Source organism: Nonomuraea sp. NPDC050643 (assembly GCF_040654715.1).
In the GTDB taxonomy this organism is placed as follows: Bacteria; Actinomycetota; Actinomycetes; order Streptosporangiales; family Streptosporangiaceae; genus Nonomuraea.
Map to the genome: position 1 here is coordinate 65772 of NZ_JBFAIM010000009.1, position 19444 is coordinate 85215.

The 19444-nt window shown below is 73.2% G+C and carries 16 protein-coding genes; 8 read left to right on the forward strand and 8 right to left on the reverse strand.

Going from position 1 to position 19444, the window contains the following annotated elements; all coding sequences use genetic code 11:
• Positions 1-10: 10 nt before the first annotated feature.
• From AB0I15_RS13925 to AB0I15_RS13935, 3 genes are all read right to left on the reverse strand, one after another.
• A complete protein-coding gene (locus tag AB0I15_RS13925) occupies positions 11-1816 on the reverse strand; it encodes a hypothetical protein (RefSeq protein ID WP_358094520.1) in 1806 nt (601 codons plus the stop codon).
• Complete coding sequence (locus tag AB0I15_RS13930; RefSeq protein WP_358094522.1) at positions 1801-2523, reverse strand: ABC transporter ATP-binding protein; 723 nt, start codon at positions 2521-2523, stop codon at positions 1801-1803. The genes AB0I15_RS13925 and AB0I15_RS13930 overlap by 16 nt, the downstream gene beginning before the upstream one ends.
• A 76-nt stretch (positions 2524-2599) precedes the next feature.
• Positions 2600-3487, reverse strand: coding sequence for an alpha/beta fold hydrolase (locus tag AB0I15_RS13935; RefSeq protein WP_358094523.1), 888 nt, complete (start codon positions 3485-3487; stop codon positions 2600-2602).
• 122 nt (positions 3488-3609) lie between these two features.
• Between AB0I15_RS13935 and AB0I15_RS13940 the strand changes: the two genes are divergently transcribed.
• Positions 3610-5715: a serine/threonine-protein kinase gene (locus AB0I15_RS13940; RefSeq protein ID WP_358094525.1), complete on the forward strand. Its 2106-nt coding sequence runs from the start codon at positions 3610-3612 to the stop codon at positions 5713-5715.
• A 129-nt stretch (positions 5716-5844) separates the two neighbouring features.
• The gene (locus AB0I15_RS13945; protein ID WP_358094527.1) at positions 5845-7146 is read left to right on the forward strand and encodes an alkaline phosphatase family protein; all 1302 of its coding nucleotides are present in this window, start codon (positions 5845-5847) and stop codon (positions 7144-7146) included.
• 37 nt (positions 7147-7183) lie between these two features.
• Here AB0I15_RS13945 and AB0I15_RS13950 read toward each other — a convergent pair whose 3' ends face one another.
• Together AB0I15_RS13950 and AB0I15_RS13955 are read right to left on the reverse strand one after the other, a co-directional pair.
• Positions 7184-7912: a hypothetical protein gene (locus AB0I15_RS13950; protein ID WP_358094529.1), complete on the reverse strand. Its 729-nt coding sequence runs from the start codon at positions 7910-7912 to the stop codon at positions 7184-7186.
• Between the two features lie 248 nt (positions 7913-8160).
• Entirely contained in the window at positions 8161-8781 is a 621-nt protein-coding gene (locus tag AB0I15_RS13955; protein WP_358094531.1) for a TetR/AcrR family transcriptional regulator, read from the reverse strand.
• 107 nt (positions 8782-8888) lie between these two features.
• Between AB0I15_RS13955 and AB0I15_RS13960 the strand changes: the two genes are divergently transcribed.
• The gene (locus AB0I15_RS13960; RefSeq protein ID WP_358094533.1) at positions 8889-9899 is read left to right on the forward strand and encodes a hypothetical protein; all 1011 of its coding nucleotides are present in this window, start codon (positions 8889-8891) and stop codon (positions 9897-9899) included.
• A gap of 131 nt (positions 9900-10030) precedes the next feature.
• Here AB0I15_RS13960 and AB0I15_RS13965 read toward each other — a convergent pair whose 3' ends face one another.
• The gene (locus AB0I15_RS13965) at positions 10031-10924 is read right to left on the reverse strand and encodes an alpha/beta hydrolase (RefSeq protein WP_358094535.1); all 894 of its coding nucleotides are present in this window, start codon (positions 10922-10924) and stop codon (positions 10031-10033) included.
• 130 nt (positions 10925-11054) lie between these two features.
• On the opposite strand from AB0I15_RS13965, the gene AB0I15_RS13970 reads away from it, so the two are divergent.
• Positions 11055-12044 carry an NUDIX domain-containing protein gene (locus tag AB0I15_RS13970; protein WP_358094537.1) on the forward strand — a complete coding sequence of 330 codons (990 nt, stop codon included), beginning with the start codon at positions 11055-11057 and terminating at the stop codon, positions 12042-12044.
• 28 nt (positions 12045-12072) lie between these two features.
• Here the strand turns inward: AB0I15_RS13970 and AB0I15_RS13975 are convergent, their stop codons facing one another.
• The gene (locus tag AB0I15_RS13975) at positions 12073-13107 is read right to left on the reverse strand and encodes a helix-turn-helix domain-containing protein (protein ID WP_358094539.1); all 1035 of its coding nucleotides are present in this window, start codon (positions 13105-13107) and stop codon (positions 12073-12075) included.
• Positions 13108-13225: 118 nt separating this feature from the next.
• Between AB0I15_RS13975 and AB0I15_RS13980 the strand changes: the two genes are divergently transcribed.
• From AB0I15_RS13980 to AB0I15_RS13995, 4 genes are all read left to right on the forward strand, one after another.
• Positions 13226-14122, forward strand: coding sequence for an alpha/beta hydrolase (locus AB0I15_RS13980; protein WP_358094541.1), 897 nt, complete (start codon positions 13226-13228; stop codon positions 14120-14122).
• Positions 14122-15918, forward strand: a complete 1797-nt coding sequence (locus tag AB0I15_RS13985; RefSeq protein ID WP_358094866.1) for an ABC transporter ATP-binding protein — start codon at positions 14122-14124, stop codon at positions 15916-15918. The genes AB0I15_RS13980 and AB0I15_RS13985 overlap by 1 nt, the downstream gene beginning before the upstream one ends.
• Entirely contained in the window at positions 15915-17630 is a 1716-nt protein-coding gene (locus AB0I15_RS13990) for an ABC transporter ATP-binding protein (protein WP_358094543.1), read from the forward strand. Before AB0I15_RS13985 ends, AB0I15_RS13990 begins: the two co-directional genes overlap by 4 nt.
• 174 nt (positions 17631-17804) lie before the next feature.
• A complete protein-coding gene (locus AB0I15_RS13995; RefSeq protein ID WP_358094545.1) occupies positions 17805-18182 on the forward strand; it encodes a hypothetical protein in 378 nt (125 codons plus the stop codon).
• Positions 18183-18235: 53 nt separating this feature from the next.
• Here AB0I15_RS13995 and AB0I15_RS14000 read toward each other — a convergent pair whose 3' ends face one another.
• The gene (locus AB0I15_RS14000) at positions 18236-19375 is read right to left on the reverse strand and encodes an NAD(P)/FAD-dependent oxidoreductase (protein WP_358094547.1); all 1140 of its coding nucleotides are present in this window, start codon (positions 19373-19375) and stop codon (positions 18236-18238) included.
• Positions 19376-19444 lie beyond the last annotated feature (69 nt).

The following is a 19444-nucleotide window of genomic DNA, read 5'->3' on the forward strand; positions in this document are numbered from 1 at the left end:
AAAGGCTGCCCTAGCGCGGCCGTGCGCGGATCAGGGTGATCAGTGTGCGGATCGCGATCGTGTACAGCGCCAGCGCGCAGGCGAGGAGGACGAGGACGGCGGGCAGGTGGAGGGCGGGCGGGAAGGAGAGCGGGAAGGTCCAGAAGGTGGTGCTGGGCGCGCGCGTCACCAGTTTGACGAGGGTCAGCGCCGCGGACAGCAGCGGTGTCCAGCCGAGTCCGAGGCAGAGGCCGATCACGAGTCTGCGCCGGGCCTGGCCGGGCGGCGGGGCCACGGCGGCGGCCGTGGATCGCGGGCGCGCGGCGGACCGGCCGGTACGCAGCCGGAACAGCAGCTCCGGGCCCGCCGTCCGGAGCCGGCGGTGGGCGATCCGGCCGAACAGCCACGCGTAGAGGACACCGGTCGCGACCGCGAGCGCCACCCCGGCCCACTGCAACGCGATCACGTCCAGGGCGTACCCGGCGACGACCACGGCCGCCGACGGCAGCGCGCACGCGGCGATGAGGCCGATCATGGCCCAGACCAGCCCGACGATGTTCGCGCCGTCGGCGGCGGCGTTCCCGGTACGGCGGTGCGCGTCCGGCATCCGGACCGGCGCCATGACCGACAGCAGGACCACGAGCCCGGCGCCGGCTCCGAGCGCGACGGCCTGCAGGGCCAGCGCTCCCGGCCAGGCCCAGGCGAGCCCGGACAGGCCGGTCCCCGCGACGGTGCACACGATGGTCAGCGGGGCCACCTTCAGCAGCCAGGCGAGCTGGCGCCCGCGCACGTCCGTCCGCTCGGCGCCCGGGTGCATCAGGGTCAGCCACAGGGCGGTGCCGTCACTGCTGAAGAGCGTCGCGCCGCCGGCCGCCGCCATCCAGGTCACCACGGCGCCGGTCCACGGCAGATACCAGGTGAGATCGACGGCCAGCGGCATCAGGCACATGAACAGGCCGAACGCGATCGCGAAATACCAATTGTAGGAGCGCATCGTGTCCCGCGACCAGTCACGCAGCTCCTTGGCGACGACCGAGCCGAGCGGGGTCGCCGGCAGGTGCCGCGCCACGAGACCGTCACCGGCCGGGTGCCGGGTCCGGCGCGCGAGAACACCGCTGAGGCGCCGGTCGAGCAGCCGCGCCCAGGCGGCGAGCAGCGCGATGATCGCCACGACGAGACCGGTCAGGGCGGTGACGCACAGCGGCCAGTCCCCCTCGGCCGCGGCCTGCACCGCGACCAGCCCCCAGCTCGACGGCAGGAACAGCAGCCAGGAGGTCACGTCCAGGTCATAGCGGGCGAGCGCGATCATGACGATGCCGATGTTGGAGGCCGTGGCGATGGCCGCGGCCCACGGCAGCGCCACGAGGGCGGCGCCCAGCCTGGTGCGCATCACCTCGCCGAGCAGGCCCACCACCACCCGCGACGCGACCACCACCAGCACGACCTGCGCGACCGCGGCGGGCAGCGCGACCAGGCCGGCGAGCACGCCGAGACGGGCGCCGAAGACGGCCAAGGAGGCGAAGGCCACGGCGGTGATCACCGCCCCCGGGCCCGCGAACGCGGCGGCCAGCAGCCCGGTGGCGAGCGTGCGCGCGGTCAGGGGCAGCCGGGTGAAGTACTCGGGGCGCAGCCCGCCGTCGCCGCCCCCGGTGAACAGCGGGCCGACCAGCCAGCCGGCCGCCCAGGCGGCGAACGCCACGGTGAGGAGGCCCGGGGACGTTCCGTAGACCAGGGTCGCCAGGGCGAGCAGGAAGCCGGTCGCCACGCCGGTGATCAGCAGGGCGTTCGTGGCGTGGCCCAGCAGGGCCAGCCGCATGCGTATCAGGACGACAGCCACGACAGCCCTCCCGTCGCCACGGTGCCGGCGCCGGCCAGGCGGACGAAGACGTCCTCGAGGCTTCCCGCGCCGCGTACCTGCTCCAGGGGGCCCGCGGCGGCGACTCTCCCGTCCACGATGACCGCCACGTGGTCGCACAGCCGCTCGACCAGCGCCATCTGGTGGCTGGACACCACGACCGAGCCGCCGGAATCGACGAAGCGCCGCAGGATCGTCCTGATCGTCGCGGCGGAGACGGGATCGACGGCCTCGAAGGGCTCGTCGAGCACGAGCAGCCGCGGCCCGTGCAGCAGCGCCGTGGCCAGCCCGATCTTCTTGCGCATGCCCGCCGAGTAGCCGGCCACGGGGGTGCGTTCGGCCTCCAGCAGGCCCAGCAGGTCCAGCAGCTCCTGGGCTCGCCCGGTCACGACCCGCTCGTCCAGGCCGTACAGGAGCCCGAGGTAGGTCAGCACCTCGCGGCCGGTCAGGCGTTCCGGCAGCGCCAGGTCGTCGGGCAGCACCCCGAGCAGCGCCTTGGCGCGTGCGGGATCGCGCCACAGGTCCACGCCGAAGACGTGTACGGTGCCCGCGTCCGGCCGTAACAGGCCCGTCGCCATGGAGAGCGACGTGGTCTTGCCCGCGCCGTTCGGCCCCACCAGGCCGAAGAACGTGCCGCTCGGCACGCGCAGTCCGATGCCGTGGACCACGGTCCGGCCGGCGAAGGCCATCGACAACCCGGATAATTCCAGCGCCAGTTCCATGGGGCCGCTTTCTGTGATCGTGGGTCGACTGGGTGATGCGGGGTCACCGGTCCTGCTCGCCGAGGAAGCGCAGGACCCTGGCGTTCACCTCGGCGGCGCACTGACCGGCGATCGAGTGGGTGGCGTGCGGCCAGAGCTCGGCCTGGACGCCGGGGATGAGCGCGTGGGCGCGTTCGTACGCCTTGCGCGGGTCGTGGATCACGCTCCGCCCGGCGATGACCACCAGGGCGGGGACCGCGATCGAGCGCAGTTCCTCGTCCGTGAAGCGGGCCGGCGGCGGGAGCGCGGAGCGGTAGGCGTGCAGGTTCGCGTGGATCAGCCGGGCCACCGGGTCGTGCTCGTCGTACGGCTCACCGCTGTTCGTCCAGCGCATGAACCCGGGCAGCGCCCACTCCGCGGTCATCGGCAGGGCGACCGGGATCGTGCGCAGGACCACGGCGAGCGGGACCCGGGTCAGGGTGACGGCCGGGTCGAGCAGGCTGATCGACGCCACCCGCCCGGGTGCGCGCACCGCCTGGTTGCAGGCCAGCCAGCCGCCGATCGAGTGGCCCACGAGGTGGGCGGCGTCGATGCCGAGCCGTTCCAGCAGGGTGTCCAGCCAGGCGGCCTGGTCGCCGGCGTCGCGGATGGGTGCGGTCTGTACGCTGCGGCCGCCCTCCCCCAGCAGGTCGACGGTGTAGACGAGGCGGTGCTCGGCCAGGGCCGCGAGGTTGGGCAGCCACGTGATGCCCGTGGCGGCCCGGCCGTGCAGCAGGACGATCGGCGGCCGGTCGTCCCCGCCGAACCGGTGCACGCGGACCCGCCCGAACCCGGTGGCGATGTCGCGCCCCTGCCCGGACAAGGGCAGGGCCGCGATCCCCGCCTCGTACACCTTGTCGTATCGCGCCTGAGCCTCCGGTGTGGTGAACCGGCCGATCCTCGCACGTGGCATCCCACGCACCTCCTTTTACACTACGATCGTATGGTAAAAATCGGGCAGGCGCGCGCGACCGAAGACATATACCTTTTGAGCAGCCGAGTGGATCCTCCCTGCGTCCAGGAGACGAACGCCTCATGTCTGGTCCGCGCCCGCTGGCCGAAAGCGACCCCCGGCAGATCGGGGACTACCGACTGACCGGGGTGCTGGGCGTCGGCGGGCAGGGAATCGTCTACCTCGGGCAAGCCCCGTCGGGGCAGCGGGTGGCCGTCAAGACGCTGCACGCCCGGCCGGCCTCCGACACCGGGGCCCTGGAACGGTTCCTGCGCGAGGCCGAGATCGCCCGGTCCGTGGCGGCGTTCTGCACGGCGCGGGTCGTCGACGCCGGACTCGCCGGACCGGCGCCCTTCCTGGTCAGCGAGTACGTCCAGGGCCCGTCCCTGGACGAGCTCGTGGCCCGGGAGGGGCCGCGCACCGGCGGCGGGCTGGACCGGCTGGCGATCACCACCTTGGTCGCGCTGGACGCGATCCACCGGGCCGGCATCGTGCACCGGGACTTCAAGCCCGCCAACGTGATCATGGGCCAGGAGGGGCCCGTGGTCATCGACTTCGGCATCGCCCGGATACTGGACCACTCCACGACGGGATCGGGCCTGATCGGCACCCCGGCCTATCTGTCGCCCGAACAGCTCAACGGCGAACCGGCCGGGGCCGCCTCGGACGTGTTCGCCTGGGCCGCGACCATGGTGTACGCCGCCACCGGGCACCGGGCCTTCACCGGCACGGTCGCCGCGAGCGTCCTCAACGCGATCATGACCCGCGAGCCCGACCTGGAAGGCGTCCCCGGGCACGTCCGTCCCCTCCTGGCCGCCTGCCTGGCCAAGGATCCGGCGACCCGGCCGAGCGTCACCGACCTGTTCACCGCGCTCACCCACGAGACTCCCCTCCAGGACACAGGCGACCGGCCCCCCACAGCGCGGCCCTCGAACGCAGCACCATCGGCGGGGAGTGCGCCACCTTCAGGCAGCGCACCTCCGTCCGGAGGCGCGCCATCGCCCGGAGGCGCGCCATCGCCCGATGGTGCGCCGCCTCTCCGTCCGTCCCGCCGTCGTCCGCGCCGCCTGGCGGTGGTGCTCGCCGCGGCGGCCGTCGTCCTCGTGATCCCCGCGGCCTTATGGCTGGCCCCCGGCCTGACCGAGCTCCTGCCCGGCGCCACCCCCTCCACCGCCGGCGCGGACCCGAAGCCCGCCCCGCCGGCCGCGTCGTTCGGCGCCCAGGTCCACGCGGCGGTCAAGGGCGGGCAGCCGTGGGTGCTGTCGCTGGCGGTGGGCCAGTGGGACCGCCGTCCCGTGGTCGTGTCGGGGGGCTACGACGGCACCGTGCTGGTGTCGGACCTCGCCACCGGCGTACCCCTCCACGAGCCGTTCAAGGGACATGAGGGGCCGGTCTGGTCGGTGGCGACGGGGCAGATGGACGCCCGCCCGGTCGTCGTCTCCGGCGGTCGCGACGGCACCGTACGGGTGTGGGACCAGACCACCGGCGAACCGATCGGCACACCCTTCCGAGGCCATCGCGGCTCGGTCGAATCGGTGGCGGTCGGACAGGCGCACGGACGTCCCGTCGTGGTCTCCGGCGGCCTCGACGGCACCGTACGGGTCTCGGACCCGGCCACCGGCGAGCCGGTCGGCGAACCCGTCAGCACCGGCCGCGACTGGGTGCTGGCGGTGGCGGTGGGCCAGGTGAACGGCCGCCCGGTCGTGGTCTCAGGCGATCACGCCGGCACCATCCAGATGACGGACCTGACCACCGGCGCCCCCGTGGCCGGACGCGTCAACGCCCACGAGGGCCCGGTCGAGTCGATGACGGTGGCGCGGCTCGACGGCCGCCCGGTGGCGATCTCCGGCGGCGGGCAGGGCGATCACACCGTACGCGTCTGGGAGCTCGCCACGGCCGAGCCGATCGGCCTGCCCTTCAGAGGTCACCAGAGCTGGGCGCTCGGCCTGGCCGCGGGGCAACTGAGCGACGGCCGCCCGATCGTGGTCTCCGGCGGGTACGCCGACCAGACCGTACGGGTGTGGGACCTGGCGACCGGCAGACCGATCGGCGGGCCGTTCGCGGGCCATCGGGGCCTGATCGAGGCGGTGGCCATCGGGCACCTGGACGGTCACCCGGTGGCGGTCTCCGGGGGCGACGACGGCAAGGTCCGGGCCTGGAGCCTGAGCTCGCCGTACCCCGCTCCCTGAGTCGGCCCCGAACCGGACGCCGTGTGATGTTCACAGGGCTGTCACCTGGAGGCGGGTGTGATCCTTGCCCGCCTTCTCCTACGTTGACTGCGGCCGTCGCGGCGGCGGCTTCGAAGGCGGGGGTGGTCGATGTCGATCTCTCGACGGACCGTGCTCGGCGGCCTCGCGGCGGCCGGGGCCGGAGGCATGGCGCCGGCGGCGTGGGCCGGCGACCACGGCCACGAGCGGCGGCGCCGGGCCAGGCACGTCATCGTGGTGGACTGGGACGGCTTCGACCCGCGCTACCTGGGCCGCGTGGCCACCCCGACCCTCGACCGGCTGGCCGCGCGCGGCGCCCTCGCCGTCGCGGAGGCGACGTTCCACACGGTCTCCAACCCCTGCCGCGCGTCCATGAGCACGGGCGCCTACCCGGAGGTGCACGGCAACGTCGCGTACGTGTACGACCCGGTGAGCGGCAGGGCGCAGGGGCAGAGCCGGTTCCTGGCGGCCGAGACCATCGCCGAGGCGCTGGCGGCGGGGGGGCGCACCGTCGCCTCCGTCCAGTGGTACATGATCCAGGACCACGGCGTGCGCTACGGCGACCCGGAGCACCTGTACGTTCAGCCGGGCGGCGCGTTCGGGCAGCGGGTCGACGTGGCGATCGACATCCTCAATCGGCGCCCGGTGGAGTCGAACGGGCAGTGGGTGACCGTGCCGAAGATCCCCGACCTGCTGGCCGTCTACAGCTCCGACCTCGACGCGCTGGGCCACGACGAGGGCCCCGACAGCCCCGGCATCGGCCCGCTGCTCGCCGAGCACGACCGGCAGCTCGGCAGGCTGGTGCGGGCCACCGAGGACGCGGGGATCCATGCCGACACCGCGTTCCTGCTCACCGGTGATCACGGTATGACGGCCTGGAACCGTACCTTGCTCCCGCGGGTCGTCGATGCCGTCGCGGCGCTCGGGCACACCGTCGAGGTCGTCCCCGCGGGCGGCGCCCCGGCCTCCGGCACCGAGGTCGTCATCGTCCCCAACGCGGTGCGGGTGGGCGACATCACGCTGCGGGGCGGCGCGTCCGCCCCGACCGCCCGGGACCGGATCCGGACGGCGCTCCGCCGGCTTCCGCAGATCAGCCGGGTGCTCGACGACCGCGCGCTGCACGCGCTGCACGCCGGCGACAAGCTCGGTGACCTGGTGGCCGAGGCGAGGCCGCCGTGGGGATTCGCTCTCGCCGAGCCGCCGGCCGGGCAGTGGCGAGGCTCGCACGGCAGCCTGCGCGAGATCGGGGTCCCCCTGCTGCTGTCGGGCGCGGGAGTCCGTCCCGGAATCCGCCTGCGCCGTCCGCGCCTGATCGACGTCGCCCCGACCATCGCGGCGCTCCTCGGAACCCGTCCCCCCGCGCACGTCCAGGGCCGCGACCTGACCGGAACCACGAGGGCCGCGCTGCCGTAGCGCCCGCGCACCCGATGCCGGCCTCGGTCCGGCCCTCTCAGCTCGCCGGCTCGCGCAGCGGAGCGGGGTCCGGTGGCGGCTCGCCGCGCCGCCACACGGGCCTGCCACCGTCGTCGTAGCGGACGTCGTAGTTCGGCAGGTCCTTGATGCCCACCGTGCGGAAGGGCCGCCCGTGGTCGTCGATCACGAGCGTGCCCTTCTTCCCCTGGCTGCTCCAGTCGATGAGGATCCGCCAGCGGCAGTCGCAGGTACGGGTGGCGCCGAAGACATGAAAGACCTCCGGATCGCTGTCGGAGACGCGGAACGGGAACCGGACGGGCGGCTTGCCGTCACCGGCCTCGTCGGAACCGGGGCGGAAGACCGCGCGGGGTGCGGGACTGTCGAGGTCGACGGTGAGGTTCCGCGGTTCGAGTCCGCCGCACTGCGCCACCTTGCCGATCGAGACGCCGGCCGCCTTGGCGCGTCCGGTCACCTCGACGCGCAGCGCGTGGAGGACGACGGCGGTGCCGCTCTTGCCCTGGAAAGTGATCATGACGTCGCTGTAGCCGCCGTCCGGCGCGCTCTCCTCGAAGGATTGGGGCATGCCGCCCCCATCGACCGGGGAGGCGGGCAGCGAAGGGACCACGTAGTCGTACGGGGCGCCCTCGCAGGGGTTCCGGTTCAGCGCCACCGTCGAGGTCAGCGGCGGGCCCGTGACGGCGGAGAAACCCTTGTCCAGGGCAGAGGACAGGTACGTCGTCAGCGCGGCGGTCAACGCGGCCGCCACGATGCCCGCCAGCCAGATCCGTGACTTCTTCAGCCTCCCCCGGAGACCACGCGGCGCGGGCTGGTGGGCCGTTCGGGGATGGCGATGCCGGTCCGGGCTCATCGTCGGTGGCCTTTCCGCGCGAGGGCGTGGCGCCTGGTTCACGTTCGAGGGTTCGCGCCGGTTGGCCCTGAGGCGATCACGGTTGCGTATCGGCTGCGCGCCTCCGTGGCCCCCGGTGGTCGTCGCCGGACGGGATCACCGGGCGTTCATCGGGCCGGGGCGCGGGTGGCCAGGTCGAACGTCGTCACGAGCTCGCGGGCGTACCGGTCGAGGTCGAGGCCGGGCCTGGTCTGCAGCAGGAACGGCAGGCCGTCGAGGCTGCGCTGGATGGTGGCCGCCATGACGAAGGTGTCGAAGTCGCGGAACTCGCCGTCGGCCTGCCCCTGGCGCAGGATGGCCTCGACGTGCCCGATGGCGTCGCGGTCGTCGCCCGCGTCGTACGACCGGCCGCCGTCGTCGGGGTCGTGGTGGTTGAGGAAGATCGACATCAGCGCCTGCATCTGCGGCTGGTGCCCGGCGATGAACTCGACCAGCGCGGTGATGTACACCCGGAGCAGGCTGCGCGCGTCGGCCCGGCCGGCCATCCGCTCGCCCATGAACCGGCCCATCGTGCCGTAGATCTCGCTCACGACGGTGCTCATCAGCTCGGCCTTGCCGGCGAAATGGTAGGAGATCAGGCGCGTGCTGCTCAGGCCGGCACGCTCGGCGATGCGCGCGAACGTGGTCTGGCCGTAGCCGAGCTCGGCGAGCGTGTCGATGGTGGCGGCGACGATCTGCGCCCGCCGGGCGGTCGCCGTGAACGTTGGCCCCTCGGGCGTCACCTGCATGCGTGAGAACGCTATCCGGCACGGGAGACCCGGTGCAACGCGGCGGGCCGTTTGCCGGAATTACTTGGCTTAGGTAACTTTTACTTGAACAAGTAAGGAGTGTGATCATGATGCGGAGCCAGGAGCCGCCATCGAAGGGGCGTAAGAGGGCCGCGTGGACACTGGTCGCGCTGGCGCCGGTGTGCGGCGAGCTGACGTTCGGCGCGATCCCGTTCCACCTGATCTGGCTGCTGCCGTTCCTGATCCCGATGTACGGCGCCGGCGTGCTGCTGATCAGGGAGGCGCTGCGCCGCACCGGCGGCGGCTGGCCGAGCCTGCTACTGCTGGGCCTGGTGTACGAGCTCGTCGAAGACGGCTTCGGGCTGCAGGCGCTGACCAGCCCCACCCTCTACCGCGCCGGCGAATGGGGGCCGCGCGTGCTCGGCTTCAACACCACCTATTGGGAGGCGCAGGCGGGATACCACATCGTGTTCAGCGTGATGATCCCGATCATGCTCACCGACCTCTTCCACCCCGGCCATCGCGATCGTCCCTACCTGCGTCGCGGCGGGCTGATCGGCGTGGCCGCCGTCGCGGTGCTCGGCGTGGCGATGGTGCGGCTGCTCATCCCGCCCGTCATGGATCCGGGCTACCAGGCGCCGCCGGTGGCGCTGGCCGGCATCGGCCTGGCGGGCGCGCTGCTGGCCGTGATCGCCCTGCGGGTGCTGCCCGGACGTACGCCGTCGCCGCCCCCGGACATGAACCCGCCGAAGCCGGTCGTCGCCGGCCTGCTGGCCGCGCTCGCCACCAGCGCCTTCCTGACCCTGCTGATCCCGTCCGGCGAGCCGCCCGCGGTCGGCCAGGGGGTGTGGGTGTTCCTGCCGATGACCCTGGCCGCCGGGGTCGCCGGCGGCTTCGGATGGCTGCTCCACCGCTGGTCCGCCGGCTGGACGGACAGGCACTCGCTCTGGCTGGCCGGGGGCGCGCTGGTGAGCCACACCCTGTTCGGCAGCGTCGTCTTCGCGTCGGCGCCCGTCGACCGCGCCGGCCAGATCGGGTTCGCCGTGCTCACGGCGCTGCTGCTGACGCTGCTGGCACGGCGGCTCGGCCCGCGGCGAAGGTCATCGCCCGTCTCGTGACATTTGCCGCTGATTGCTCCCGGGCCTTCGCGTGGAGGATCGGTTCGCGTAACCCCACCTCAGAGGGAGCCTTTCATGACCACCGACGCCGGCCACGGCGGGGCGGTGGGAGCGGAGCGGTCGGGGCGGGCTCAGTCGGCCAGGGCGCGGCGCAGGGCGGCGGCGAGTTCGGCGTTCTGGCGCTGGGACACCTCGGCGGACAGGATCGCGTTCGACCCGTGGAAGGTGCCGGGCCATTGGTGCAGCTCGACCGGGACACCCGCCTGCAGCAGCCGCAGCGCGTAGCCGATGCCCTCGTCGCGCAGCGGGTCGAACTCCGCCGTGGCGACGTAGGCGGGCGGCAGGCCGGACAGGTCGTCGGCGCGTGCCGGGGCGGCGTACGGGGTGACGGGCGCGGAGCCGAGATAGGCCCGCCAGGCGGTCGCCAGGATGTCCGAATCCAGCCGGGGAGTGTCGGTGAACCGTGACGAGGGCGTCTCCATCCGGTCGTCGATCGAGGGCTGGTTGAGGACCTGGTACCGGATCGCCGGCCCCTGCTCGTCGCGGGCCCGCAACGTCATGGCGGCCGCGAGCCTGGCGCCGCCGCTGAGGCCGCCGACCGCGATCCGCTCCGGATCGACGCCGAGGTCCGCGGCGTGCTCGGTGAGCCAGAGCAGCACGGCGTACGCGTCGTCGAAGGGAGCCGGGAACGGATGCTCCGGCGCCAGGCGGAAGCCGACCGAGACCACCAGGGCCCCGGACGCCTCGGCGAGCCGGGCCGCCCAGGGATGCTCGATGTCGAGGCCGCCCACGACGCAACCCCCGCCGTGCAGCCAGATGACGGCGCCCTGGGCCTGGAGCGGGCGGTAGATCCGCACCGGCACCTCCGGCTCGGCGGGCACGCTGAGGTCGGTCACCTCCATGGCCGAGGTGTCCGGCGGCGGCAGCGAGGCGACGAGCTGGGCGACGGTCTTGCGCTCGGTGACCGGGTCGTCATAGCGGGGTCGTGGCAGCAGCGGGATGAAGGCCTCGAGTTCGGGATCCATGTCAGCCATCCTCTCGGCCGCCGGCTCCGAGATCAGCCGCCATCCGTCGGACTTTGTGGTGAAATGACGCGCCGACCGGCGCGAGGCCGCGCATTCGGACCGCCTGGCGATGCGGCATAGGGTCACCGTCATGCCAGAACCGATCATGCGTCCCACCGCCCGCATCCTTCTCGTCGACGAACGCGACCGGATCCTCCTCTTCCAGGGCAGAGGACCGGTCGAGAAGCCGGACCTGGCCTGGTTCACCCCTGGCGGCGGGGTTCACGCGGGAGAGGAACTGGCGGTGGCGGCCGCCCGGGAACTCCGCGAAGAGACCGGCCTGCACGTCGAACCGGAGTCCTTCGGCTCGACGGTGGCGGTCAGCGAGGGCCTCTGGATCGCGCGGAACGACACCATCTACCACGCCACCGATCACTACTTCCTGCTCCGCGTCGGGACGGTCGGCGTGGACGTCTCGGCGATGGAGGAGCTCGAACGTTCCCTGCTGGCCGCCCACCGCTGGTGGAGCGTTGCGGAGCTGCGGGCCACGACGGACGAGCTGATCCCTCGTAACCTGCCTGACCTGCTCGAACCCCTGCTCGACGGTGACCTGCCGGCCGAGCCGTACGTCATCCCCTGGCATCATCCCGCGCCGGACTCCTTCGTGGCCTCCCGCGTGATCGTCGTCGACGCCGAAGACCGCGTGCTGCTCTATCGCGCGCGGCGGCTGGCGAGAAGGGGGGGATTCGCCTGGTTCACGCCGGGCGGCCGTCTCGAAGCCGGGGAGACGCCCGCCGAGGCGGCGGCCAGGGAACTGCGCGAAGAGCTCGGCCACCACGTCGAGCCCGCCGCGTTCGGCCCGGCGGTGGCGCTCAACACCGGTGTCTGGGTCCGCGAGGACGGACGCTTGATGCGCTCGGAACACCACTTCTTCTTCCATCGCGTCCCCCTGCTGGAGATCGACACCTCGGGCATGGAGGAGTTCGAACGGGCCAGGCTCGACCGCTTCCACTGGTGGACCCTGGACGAGCTCCGTGGCACCGGGGAATCCATCCTGCCCGCCGACCTCCCCGACTTCCTGGAGCGACTGCTCGCCGGTGACCTCCCGGCCGAGCCGCTCCCGGTGGCCTGGGACCGCTGAGCCGGGCTCGCCCTCGGGTGGCGCCTGTTCAGTCGTTGAGCAGGCGCCAGGTGGTGAGGGCGAGTCTGGCCCGGATGAGGCCGGTGGGGTCGGTGAGGTCGATGCCGAGGGTGCGGCTGAGGTGGTCGAGGCGGCGGGCGACGCTGCTGTGGTGCAGGTGGAGGAGGTCGGCGGCGCGGCGTAGAGAGCCGGTTTCGCAGTAGGCGTCGAGGGTGTCGAGGTCGTCGGGGGTGGTGGCCAGGCGGGTGATGGCGGTGATGTCGGGGTTGTCGCGGGCGGTGTGGTGGGGGATGTCGGCGAGCAGGGCGATGGCGCCGAGGGTGTCGTAGGCGACGACGGGGTGGCGGGGGGTGGTGAAGCGCAGGGCGGTGCGGGCTTGGCGCCAGGCGTGGTCGGGGCGTTCGGCGGTGCCGATGCCGGCGCGGACGGTGGGTGGCAGGTGGGTGGGGTCGATGGTGGTGGCCAGGATGACGCCGGTGTCGGCGAGGGGGGCGGCTTTGACCAGGCGGGTGGGGCAGATGAGGGTGCCGATCTGGTCGAGGGGGAGGGGTGAGCGGACGGCGATGACGTGGAGGGGCGGGTCGGTGGGGAAGCCCAGCAGGCGCAGGGCGCGGGCGCGGGCCGCGTCGTCGGTGTCGGGGCTGATGGCCAGTTCGACGAGGGCGGGGTCGGCCATGGTGGTGCGGGCGGGGCCGTAGCGTTCGACGGCGCCGGCGGTGGCGATGGCGAGCCGGTCCAGCAGGACTTCGTCGAGGGGGTTGGGCGGGCCTGGGCGTTCGAGCCATGTGGTGCCGATCTCCTCGTCGTCGAGGGTGATCGGGGCGGTGCTGGAGGGGGGTGGGGGTGGGGTGGTGGCGGGTCTGCCGTCGGGGCCCATGCGGATCACTTGTCCAGTGCCGGACAGTCCGATGCCGGCCACGCATTCGGCCAGGCCCGCCGAGGCGCGGGCGAGGGCCGGCAGGTCCACCCGCCGGCGCATCAGCGTGTCGTAGAACATGACGACCCGGATCGCGCCCTCGACCTGCGAATCAAGCTGCGACAGCCGTACCGCCAGTGCCTCCATGGCAGGAGGATAGAGCCTGCACGGTGTGAACATGAGCGCCGATCGGTGCGCGATCGGGGCCGGATGCCCGACAGATGGCGGATGCTCCCCGTGGGTGACGGCCATGAGGATGGTCGGCATGGATCCCGAACTGGAAGCGTTCATTCCGCTGTTCCCCAAGGCCGACCTGAGCGACCCGGTCACGGCACGCGAGAAGTTCGCCGCGCTGGCCACCGCGGTGCCGGCGCCGGACACCTCGGGCATGGAGGTCGAGGACCGCACGGTGCCCGCCGACCCGGACGTGCCGGTGCGGATCTATCGCCCGCGTCAGGCGCGGGGGGCCATCGTCTGGCTGCACGGCGGCGGCTTCGTCATGGGCGACCTGGACACCGAGCATCCATGGGCCGCGCGCCTGGCGGACGGCTCCGGCGCGGTGGTGATCTCGGTGGGCTACCGCCTGGCGCCCGAGGATCCGTTCCCGGCCGCGTTGGACGACGTCTACGCGGTGCTGACCTGGACGGCCGAACACGCGGCCGAGCTCGGCATAGACCCGGCCCGGATCGCGGTCGGCGGTCACAGCGCCGGCGCGGGGCTCGCGGCCGCGGTGGCGCTGCGGGCACGTGACGAGCAGGGGCCGCCGATCCGCTTCCAGTTGCTCAACCAGCCCGGCCTCGACGACCGGCTGGAGACCTGGTCGGCACGGAACTTCACCGACACGCCCTGGATGAACCGCGACAAGGCCCTCCACCTGTGGGGGCACTACCTGGGCTCCGCGACCGCGACGCCGTACGCGGCCCCGGCGCGGGCCGGCGACCTGGCCGGCCTGCCGCCCGCCTACCTCGCCACCGCCGAGTTCTGCCCGAACCGGGACGAGGACATCGACTACGCGCTGCGCCTGCTGCAGGCGGGCGTGTCGGTCGAGCTGCACCAGTGGGCGGGCACGTTCCACGGGTCGCAGGCGATCCTGTCCGCCGAGGTGTCACAGCGTCAGATCGCCGAACTCGGCGCCGCCCTGCGCCGCGCCCTGGCCGAGTGATGCCGCCGAAGGCCGGCGCCCCGGCGGGACAGGGCGTCGCGGGGCTGCTGCGCCCCTACCGCTGGAGTTTCGCGGCCGTGATCATCCTTCAGGTGATCGGCGGTGTCGCGGGGCTGGCGCCGCTGCTGGCGGTCGTCGAGCTGGGCCGTACGCTGCTGTCGCCCTGCCCCATCGACCACGGTCACGTCCGGACGGTGGTGATCGCCGGCGCGGCCGGCCTGTTCGCCCGGCTGCTGTTCACGGCCGCGTCGTCCGGAATCGGGCACCTGCTCGACGGCCACGTGCAACTGTCGTTCCGGCGGCAACTGGCCGCGCGGCTGGGGCGCGTGCCGATCGGCTGGTTCGCCCGGCGCCGGAGCGGCGACCTGGCGAAGATCGTGGGGCAGGACGTGAGTGCCGTGCACCCGTTCATCGCCCACTTCCCCGGCGAGCTCGTCTCCGCCTTCGTCGTGCCGCTGGTGTCGCTGGTCTACCTGTTCGCCGTCGACTGGCGGCTCACGCTGATCACGCTGATCCCGGTGGTGCTGGCGGTGGCGCTGGTCCCGCTGATGATGACCCCGGCGCGGCTGCGCGAGCAGGAGGAGTTCGACGCGGCCATGGCCCGGATCGCGAGCTCCGTCGTCGAGTTCGTCCAGGGCATCGCGGTGGTCAAGGCGTTCGGCGGGTCGGAGCGCGCCCACCGCAGATTCCGCACGGCAGCGGACGATTTCGTGAGCATCTTCTCCCGGTGGGCGCGCGCCATGTCCGCGATCGCCGCCGGGATGCAGCTCGCGCTGTCACCGCCGTTCGTCCTGCTGGTCGTGCTGATCGGCGGCACGGCCCTGATCACCACCGGCGGCCTGCCCCCGGCGGACCTGCTGCCCTTCCTGCTGCTCGGACTGGGCCTGACCGCCCCGGTGGCGGCCCTCGGCCACGGCTTCGACGATCTGCAGGCCGCCCGGCGCGCCGTCGGCCGGATCCGGGACGTCCTCGACGTACGGCCGCTCCCGGAACCGGAGCATCCCGTCGCACCCGACGGACACCGGGTGGAGCTGCGTGACGTCCGCTTCGGTTACGACGCCGGCCACGAGGTGCTGCGCGGGATCGACCTGGTGCTCGAACCGGGTACGGTCACCGCGATCGTCGGCCCGTCGGGCAGCGGAAAATCCACCCTGGTCCAGCTCCTGCCGCGCTTCTTCGACCCGACGAGCGGCTCGGTCGTCCTGGGCGGCGTCGATCTGCGCGAGATCGGCGGCCGGGAGCTCTACCGGACGGTCTCCTTCGTCTTCCAGGACGTACGCCTGCTGCGCGCGTCGGTCGCCGACAACATCGCGCTGGCGGTCCCGCAAGCCGGCCGCGACGACGTGATTCGCGCCGCCCGGCTGGCCGGCATCCACGACCGCGTCCTCGAACTGCCCCGCGGCTACGAAACGGTGATCGGCGAAGAGGCCGGGCTGTCGGGCGGAGAGGCGCAGCGTGTCTCGATCGCCCGCGCGCTGCTGGCCGACGCGCCCGTCCTGGTGCTCGACGAGGCGACCTCCTTCGCCGACCCGCAGACCGAACAGGCCGTACACCGGGCCCTGGCGACGCTGCGCGGTGATCGAACCATCCTGGTCATCGCCCACCGCCTGGAGACGATCGCCGACGCCGACACCGTGGTGGTGCTGGAGAACGGGTCGATCGCCGAACGGGGCCGGCCCGCCGACCTGCTGGCCCAGAACGGGAGGTTCGCCGCGTTCTGGCGATCCCACCGATCGGCGATCACCGACGAGGCCCGGCCCCACGCCGGCGTACCGCAAGGAGACGAGCCCCGATGATCCGCATGCTGCTGCGTGTGCTGGGACACGAGTACGCCCGGCCGATGCGCCGCACCGTGGCCCTGATGACGACGACCGCGATGGCCGAGGGCCTGTCGTACGCGCTGCTGGTGCCCGTGCTCCGGGCCCTGCTCGGCGGCGATCCCGGACAGGCCTGGCCCTGGCTGGTCGCGTTCGGGGCCGCGGTCGCGGTCTACGCCGTGCTGCGCTATGTCAGCGATCTGTCCGGGTTCCGGGTCGGGACCGCGCTGCTGCGCGGCATGTACCACCGGCTCGGCGACCATCTGGCCCGGCTGCCGCTCGGCTGGTACAGCGCCGGCCGGGTCGGCGAGGTGTCCGTCATGGCCAGCCGCGGCCTGCTGCAGGCGATGAGCGTGGCGGCGCACCTGCTGGCGCCGTTCGTGTCCGCCTGTGTGACGCCCCTGACGATCGTCGTCGTGATGTTCGCCTTCGACCGGCGGATGGGGCTGGCCGCGCTGGCCGCCGTGCCGATCGTGGCGGCGATCCAGGTCTGGACGGCACGCTCGGCGGCCGCCGGCGACGCCGACAACGCCGAACGCGCCCACGAGGCCACCGGCCGGGTCGTCGAATACCTCCAGGCCCAGCCGGTGCTGCGGGCCGGCGGCCGGACCGCCGAACGCTTCCGGCTGCTCGACGACTCCCTGCGTGAGGTCCAGCGCGCCGCCCGCCGCTCCACGCTGTCGGCGCTGCCCGGCATCGTGGGCCTGACGCTCACGGTGCAGGCGATGTTCACCGTGCTGCTGGCCCTGGGCGCCTACCTCGCGCTCGGCGGGCACATCGGCGTGGCGGAGGCTCTGACGATCCTGGTGCTCGCCGCCCGCTGCGCCGATCCGCTGCTGTCGCTGGCCGACATCGGCGGCAAGCTCCGCGGCGCGCGTTCCGAGCTGGCCAGACTCGACACGGTCCTGCGTACCGAACCGCTGCCCCAAGCCCCCGAACCGATCCGCCCGCTCCGCCACGACCTGCGGTTCGACTCCGTCACCTTCCGCCACGGCGACCGTACGGTGATCGACGACCTGTCCCTGTCCGTCCCCGAGGGACAGCGGCTCGCCGTGGTCGGCCCCTCGGGCGCGGGCAAGAGCACGTTGCTGCAGTTGCTCGCGCGCTTCTACGACGCCGACGCGGGCGCGGTGCGCGTCGGCGGCGTGGACGTGCGCGCCGTCGACGCCGACATCCTGATGGCGCAGATCGCCATCGTCTTCCAAGACGTCTATCTCTTCGACGGCACCATCGAGGAGAACATCCGTCTCGGCCGCCCCGACGCCGACGACGCCGAGGTACGGGCGGCGGCGACCGCCGCGCGCCTGGACGACGTGATCGAACGGCTGCCCGGCGGCTGGGCCACGAACGTCGGCGAAGGCGGCGCGCTGCTGTCGGGCGGTGAACGCCAGCGCGTCTCCATCGCGCGGGCGCTGCTGAAGAACGCCCCCATCATCCTGCTGGACGAGGTCACCTCCGCGCTCGACCCAGTGAACGAGGCGGCCGTCCACGACGGCATCGAACGCCTGATGGCGGGCCGGACGGTGGTGATGGTGGCCCACCGGATGCGGACCGTCCAGCGCGCCGACCGCATCGTCTTCCTGGACGGCGGCCGGATCGTGGAGGACGGCGACCACACCGACCTGCTACACCGCAGTGGCCGCTACGCCGCCTTCTGGAACGTCTCCCTGACGCCGGTGGCGGGCGAGTGAGCCGGCGTGCCGTTCGCCGCGCCGCGGGAGGTCCTCCTGGAACCGGCGGTGCCGGTCCTCGACCGGACCGGGCCCGGTGGCTCCCGCCCGGCCGGTTCGTCTGCGATCATCGGAAGTCCTGTCCCTGACGGTCGTCTGGAGGTCGCGGTGCCGGCCGGTGTTTCCCGTTCGAGAGTGCTGGTCTTCCTCGGCGTCCTGGCTCTCGCGGGCGCACTGATGGTGGCCGTCGTGGCCGCCTCCGGCTCCGGTTCCGAGGACCAGTGGTTCCCTCGTACGACCGGGGAGGCCGAGGCGGTCGCCCGCGCGCTGGGCGAAGGTGAGCGGTCCGGCCCGCGCACCATCGGGGGCATGGAGTTCGAGGAGGTCGGCCGCGAGCACGGAGTGGTCTTCTTCCAGCGAGGCGAAACGATGGCCAGCCCCTACGGCTACGTCTGGAGCCCGCAGGGCGATCCGGCCCGGATCCTCGATGGCGTGGAGCCGTCAGGCGATCCGGTCGACCACTCCTTCGAGCACCTGCGGGGCGCCTTCTACTCCTGGCAGGGGAGACGCTGAACGACGGGCACCGGCCGACCTGGTCGGCGTCCCACGGCCGTCGTACGCCCTCGTCACCGGCCCGGGTGGCCGATCGCCGGGTTCGCCGACCGCGGGTGGACATCGGGAAACGACCCGTCGCCGAACAGGATTTTCGCCGCCAGGGCGCGCCCGGCACGGCCGCGGAGCGCACTCACCGCGGCCTCCGCCGCCGCGGGTGAGCGGATGCCGGCGAAGGCCCGGCGCAGCAGCAGCCGGCCCCGGAACCGGCTGCGCAGCGCGCCCCCGTCATACCGGCTCAGCACGCGCTGGTCGCCGGTACGCAGGTACCCGGTGATGACCGTCGCGGCCAGTTCCGACATGCGCAGGCAGGGGTCCAGCCCACCGGCCGTCAGCGGCGACACCGCGCCCGCGGCGTCCCCGACGAGGAGCCCGGCGGGGCAGGCCAGCCGGCGCAGCACGCCGCCCACCGGGATCGGACCGCCCCGGCGCTCGACCGGACCGGCCGGCGCCGCGCGGCCCGGGGCGTCCGCGGCGAAGGTCTCCAGCAGGTGGCGGAGGCCGGGGCGCATCGCGTCCGGATATCCCGCGACGCCGACATGCGCGTGCCGGCCGTCGTCGATGACCCAGCCCAGGTACCCCGGAGCGACCCGGGGGTCCAGCACGCAGTGGAACGCCGGGCTGGTCGTGCCCGACGCGATCGGGTGGACGATCTCGGCGCCGACGAGAAAGCGCCGGTTGACGTCGAGGCCGAGGTCGCGGGCCACCCGGGAGCGGGCGCCGTCCGCGCCGACGACGAACCGGGCCGTCACCGGCTCCGCGCCCGCGAACCGGACGAGACCCCCCGACGCGCCGACATACCGTACGCCCAGCAGGATCCGCGCCCCCGCCGACTCCGCCAAGCGGCGGGCGTGCTCGTAGACGGCCGCCATGTCGGCCACGCGGTACTCGTCGCGATCGCTGGTGAGCCGGATCGGCGCCCGGCGCGAGGGCGGATAGAGCAGCACGTCCCGGACGCCGGGCCCGAGCAGGTGGTCCGGCAGGTCGAAGTCGTCGAGGGTGCGGCGGACGAAGATCCCCGTCGTGCGGACGCCCGTCGCCAGGGACCGGCGGCGGTCGACCACCATCACGTTCAGGTCCCGTCGCGCGAGCAGCCGGGCTGTGTGCAGGCCGGCCAGGCCGGCCCCCACGACCAGTACATCCACTGTCTGCATATTCTGCGACGGTAAGGGCGAAGACCCGGCCAGGCGACCGTTTGCACGCTACCCGCCCTTTACCTCCAC

Coding starts and splice junctions, on each gene's coding strand:
- AB0I15_RS13930 (WP_358094522.1), bottom strand. CDS start 2,523: ATGGCCTTCGCCGGCCGGACCGTGGTCCACGGCATCGGACTGCGCGTG.
- AB0I15_RS13935 (WP_358094523.1), bottom strand. CDS start 3,487: ATGCCACGTGCGAGGATCGGCCGGTTCACCACACCGGAGGCTCAGGCG.
- AB0I15_RS13940 (WP_358094525.1), top strand. CDS start 3,610: ATGTCTGGTCCGCGCCCGCTGGCCGAAAGCGACCCCCGGCAGATCGGG.
- AB0I15_RS13945 (WP_358094527.1), top strand. CDS start 5,845: ATGTCGATCTCTCGACGGACCGTGCTCGGCGGCCTCGCGGCGGCCGGG.
- AB0I15_RS13955 (WP_358094531.1), bottom strand. CDS start 8,781: ATGCAGGTGACGCCCGAGGGGCCAACGTTCACGGCGACCGCCCGGCGG.
- AB0I15_RS13960 (WP_358094533.1), top strand. CDS start 8,889: ATGATGCGGAGCCAGGAGCCGCCATCGAAGGGGCGTAAGAGGGCCGCG.
- AB0I15_RS13965 (WP_358094535.1), bottom strand. CDS start 10,924: ATGGATCCCGAACTCGAGGCCTTCATCCCGCTGCTGCCACGACCCCGC.
- AB0I15_RS13970 (WP_358094537.1), top strand. CDS start 11,055: ATGCCAGAACCGATCATGCGTCCCACCGCCCGCATCCTTCTCGTCGAC.
- AB0I15_RS13975 (WP_358094539.1), bottom strand. CDS start 13,107: ATGGAGGCACTGGCGGTACGGCTGTCGCAGCTTGATTCGCAGGTCGAG.
- AB0I15_RS13980 (WP_358094541.1), top strand. CDS start 13,226: ATGGATCCCGAACTGGAAGCGTTCATTCCGCTGTTCCCCAAGGCCGAC.
- AB0I15_RS13985 (WP_358094866.1), top strand. CDS start 14,122: ATGCCGCCGAAGGCCGGCGCCCCGGCGGGACAGGGCGTCGCGGGGCTG.
- AB0I15_RS13990 (WP_358094543.1), top strand. CDS start 15,915: ATGATCCGCATGCTGCTGCGTGTGCTGGGACACGAGTACGCCCGGCCG.
- AB0I15_RS14000 (WP_358094547.1), bottom strand. CDS start 19,375: ATGCAGACAGTGGATGTACTGGTCGTGGGGGCCGGCCTGGCCGGCCTG.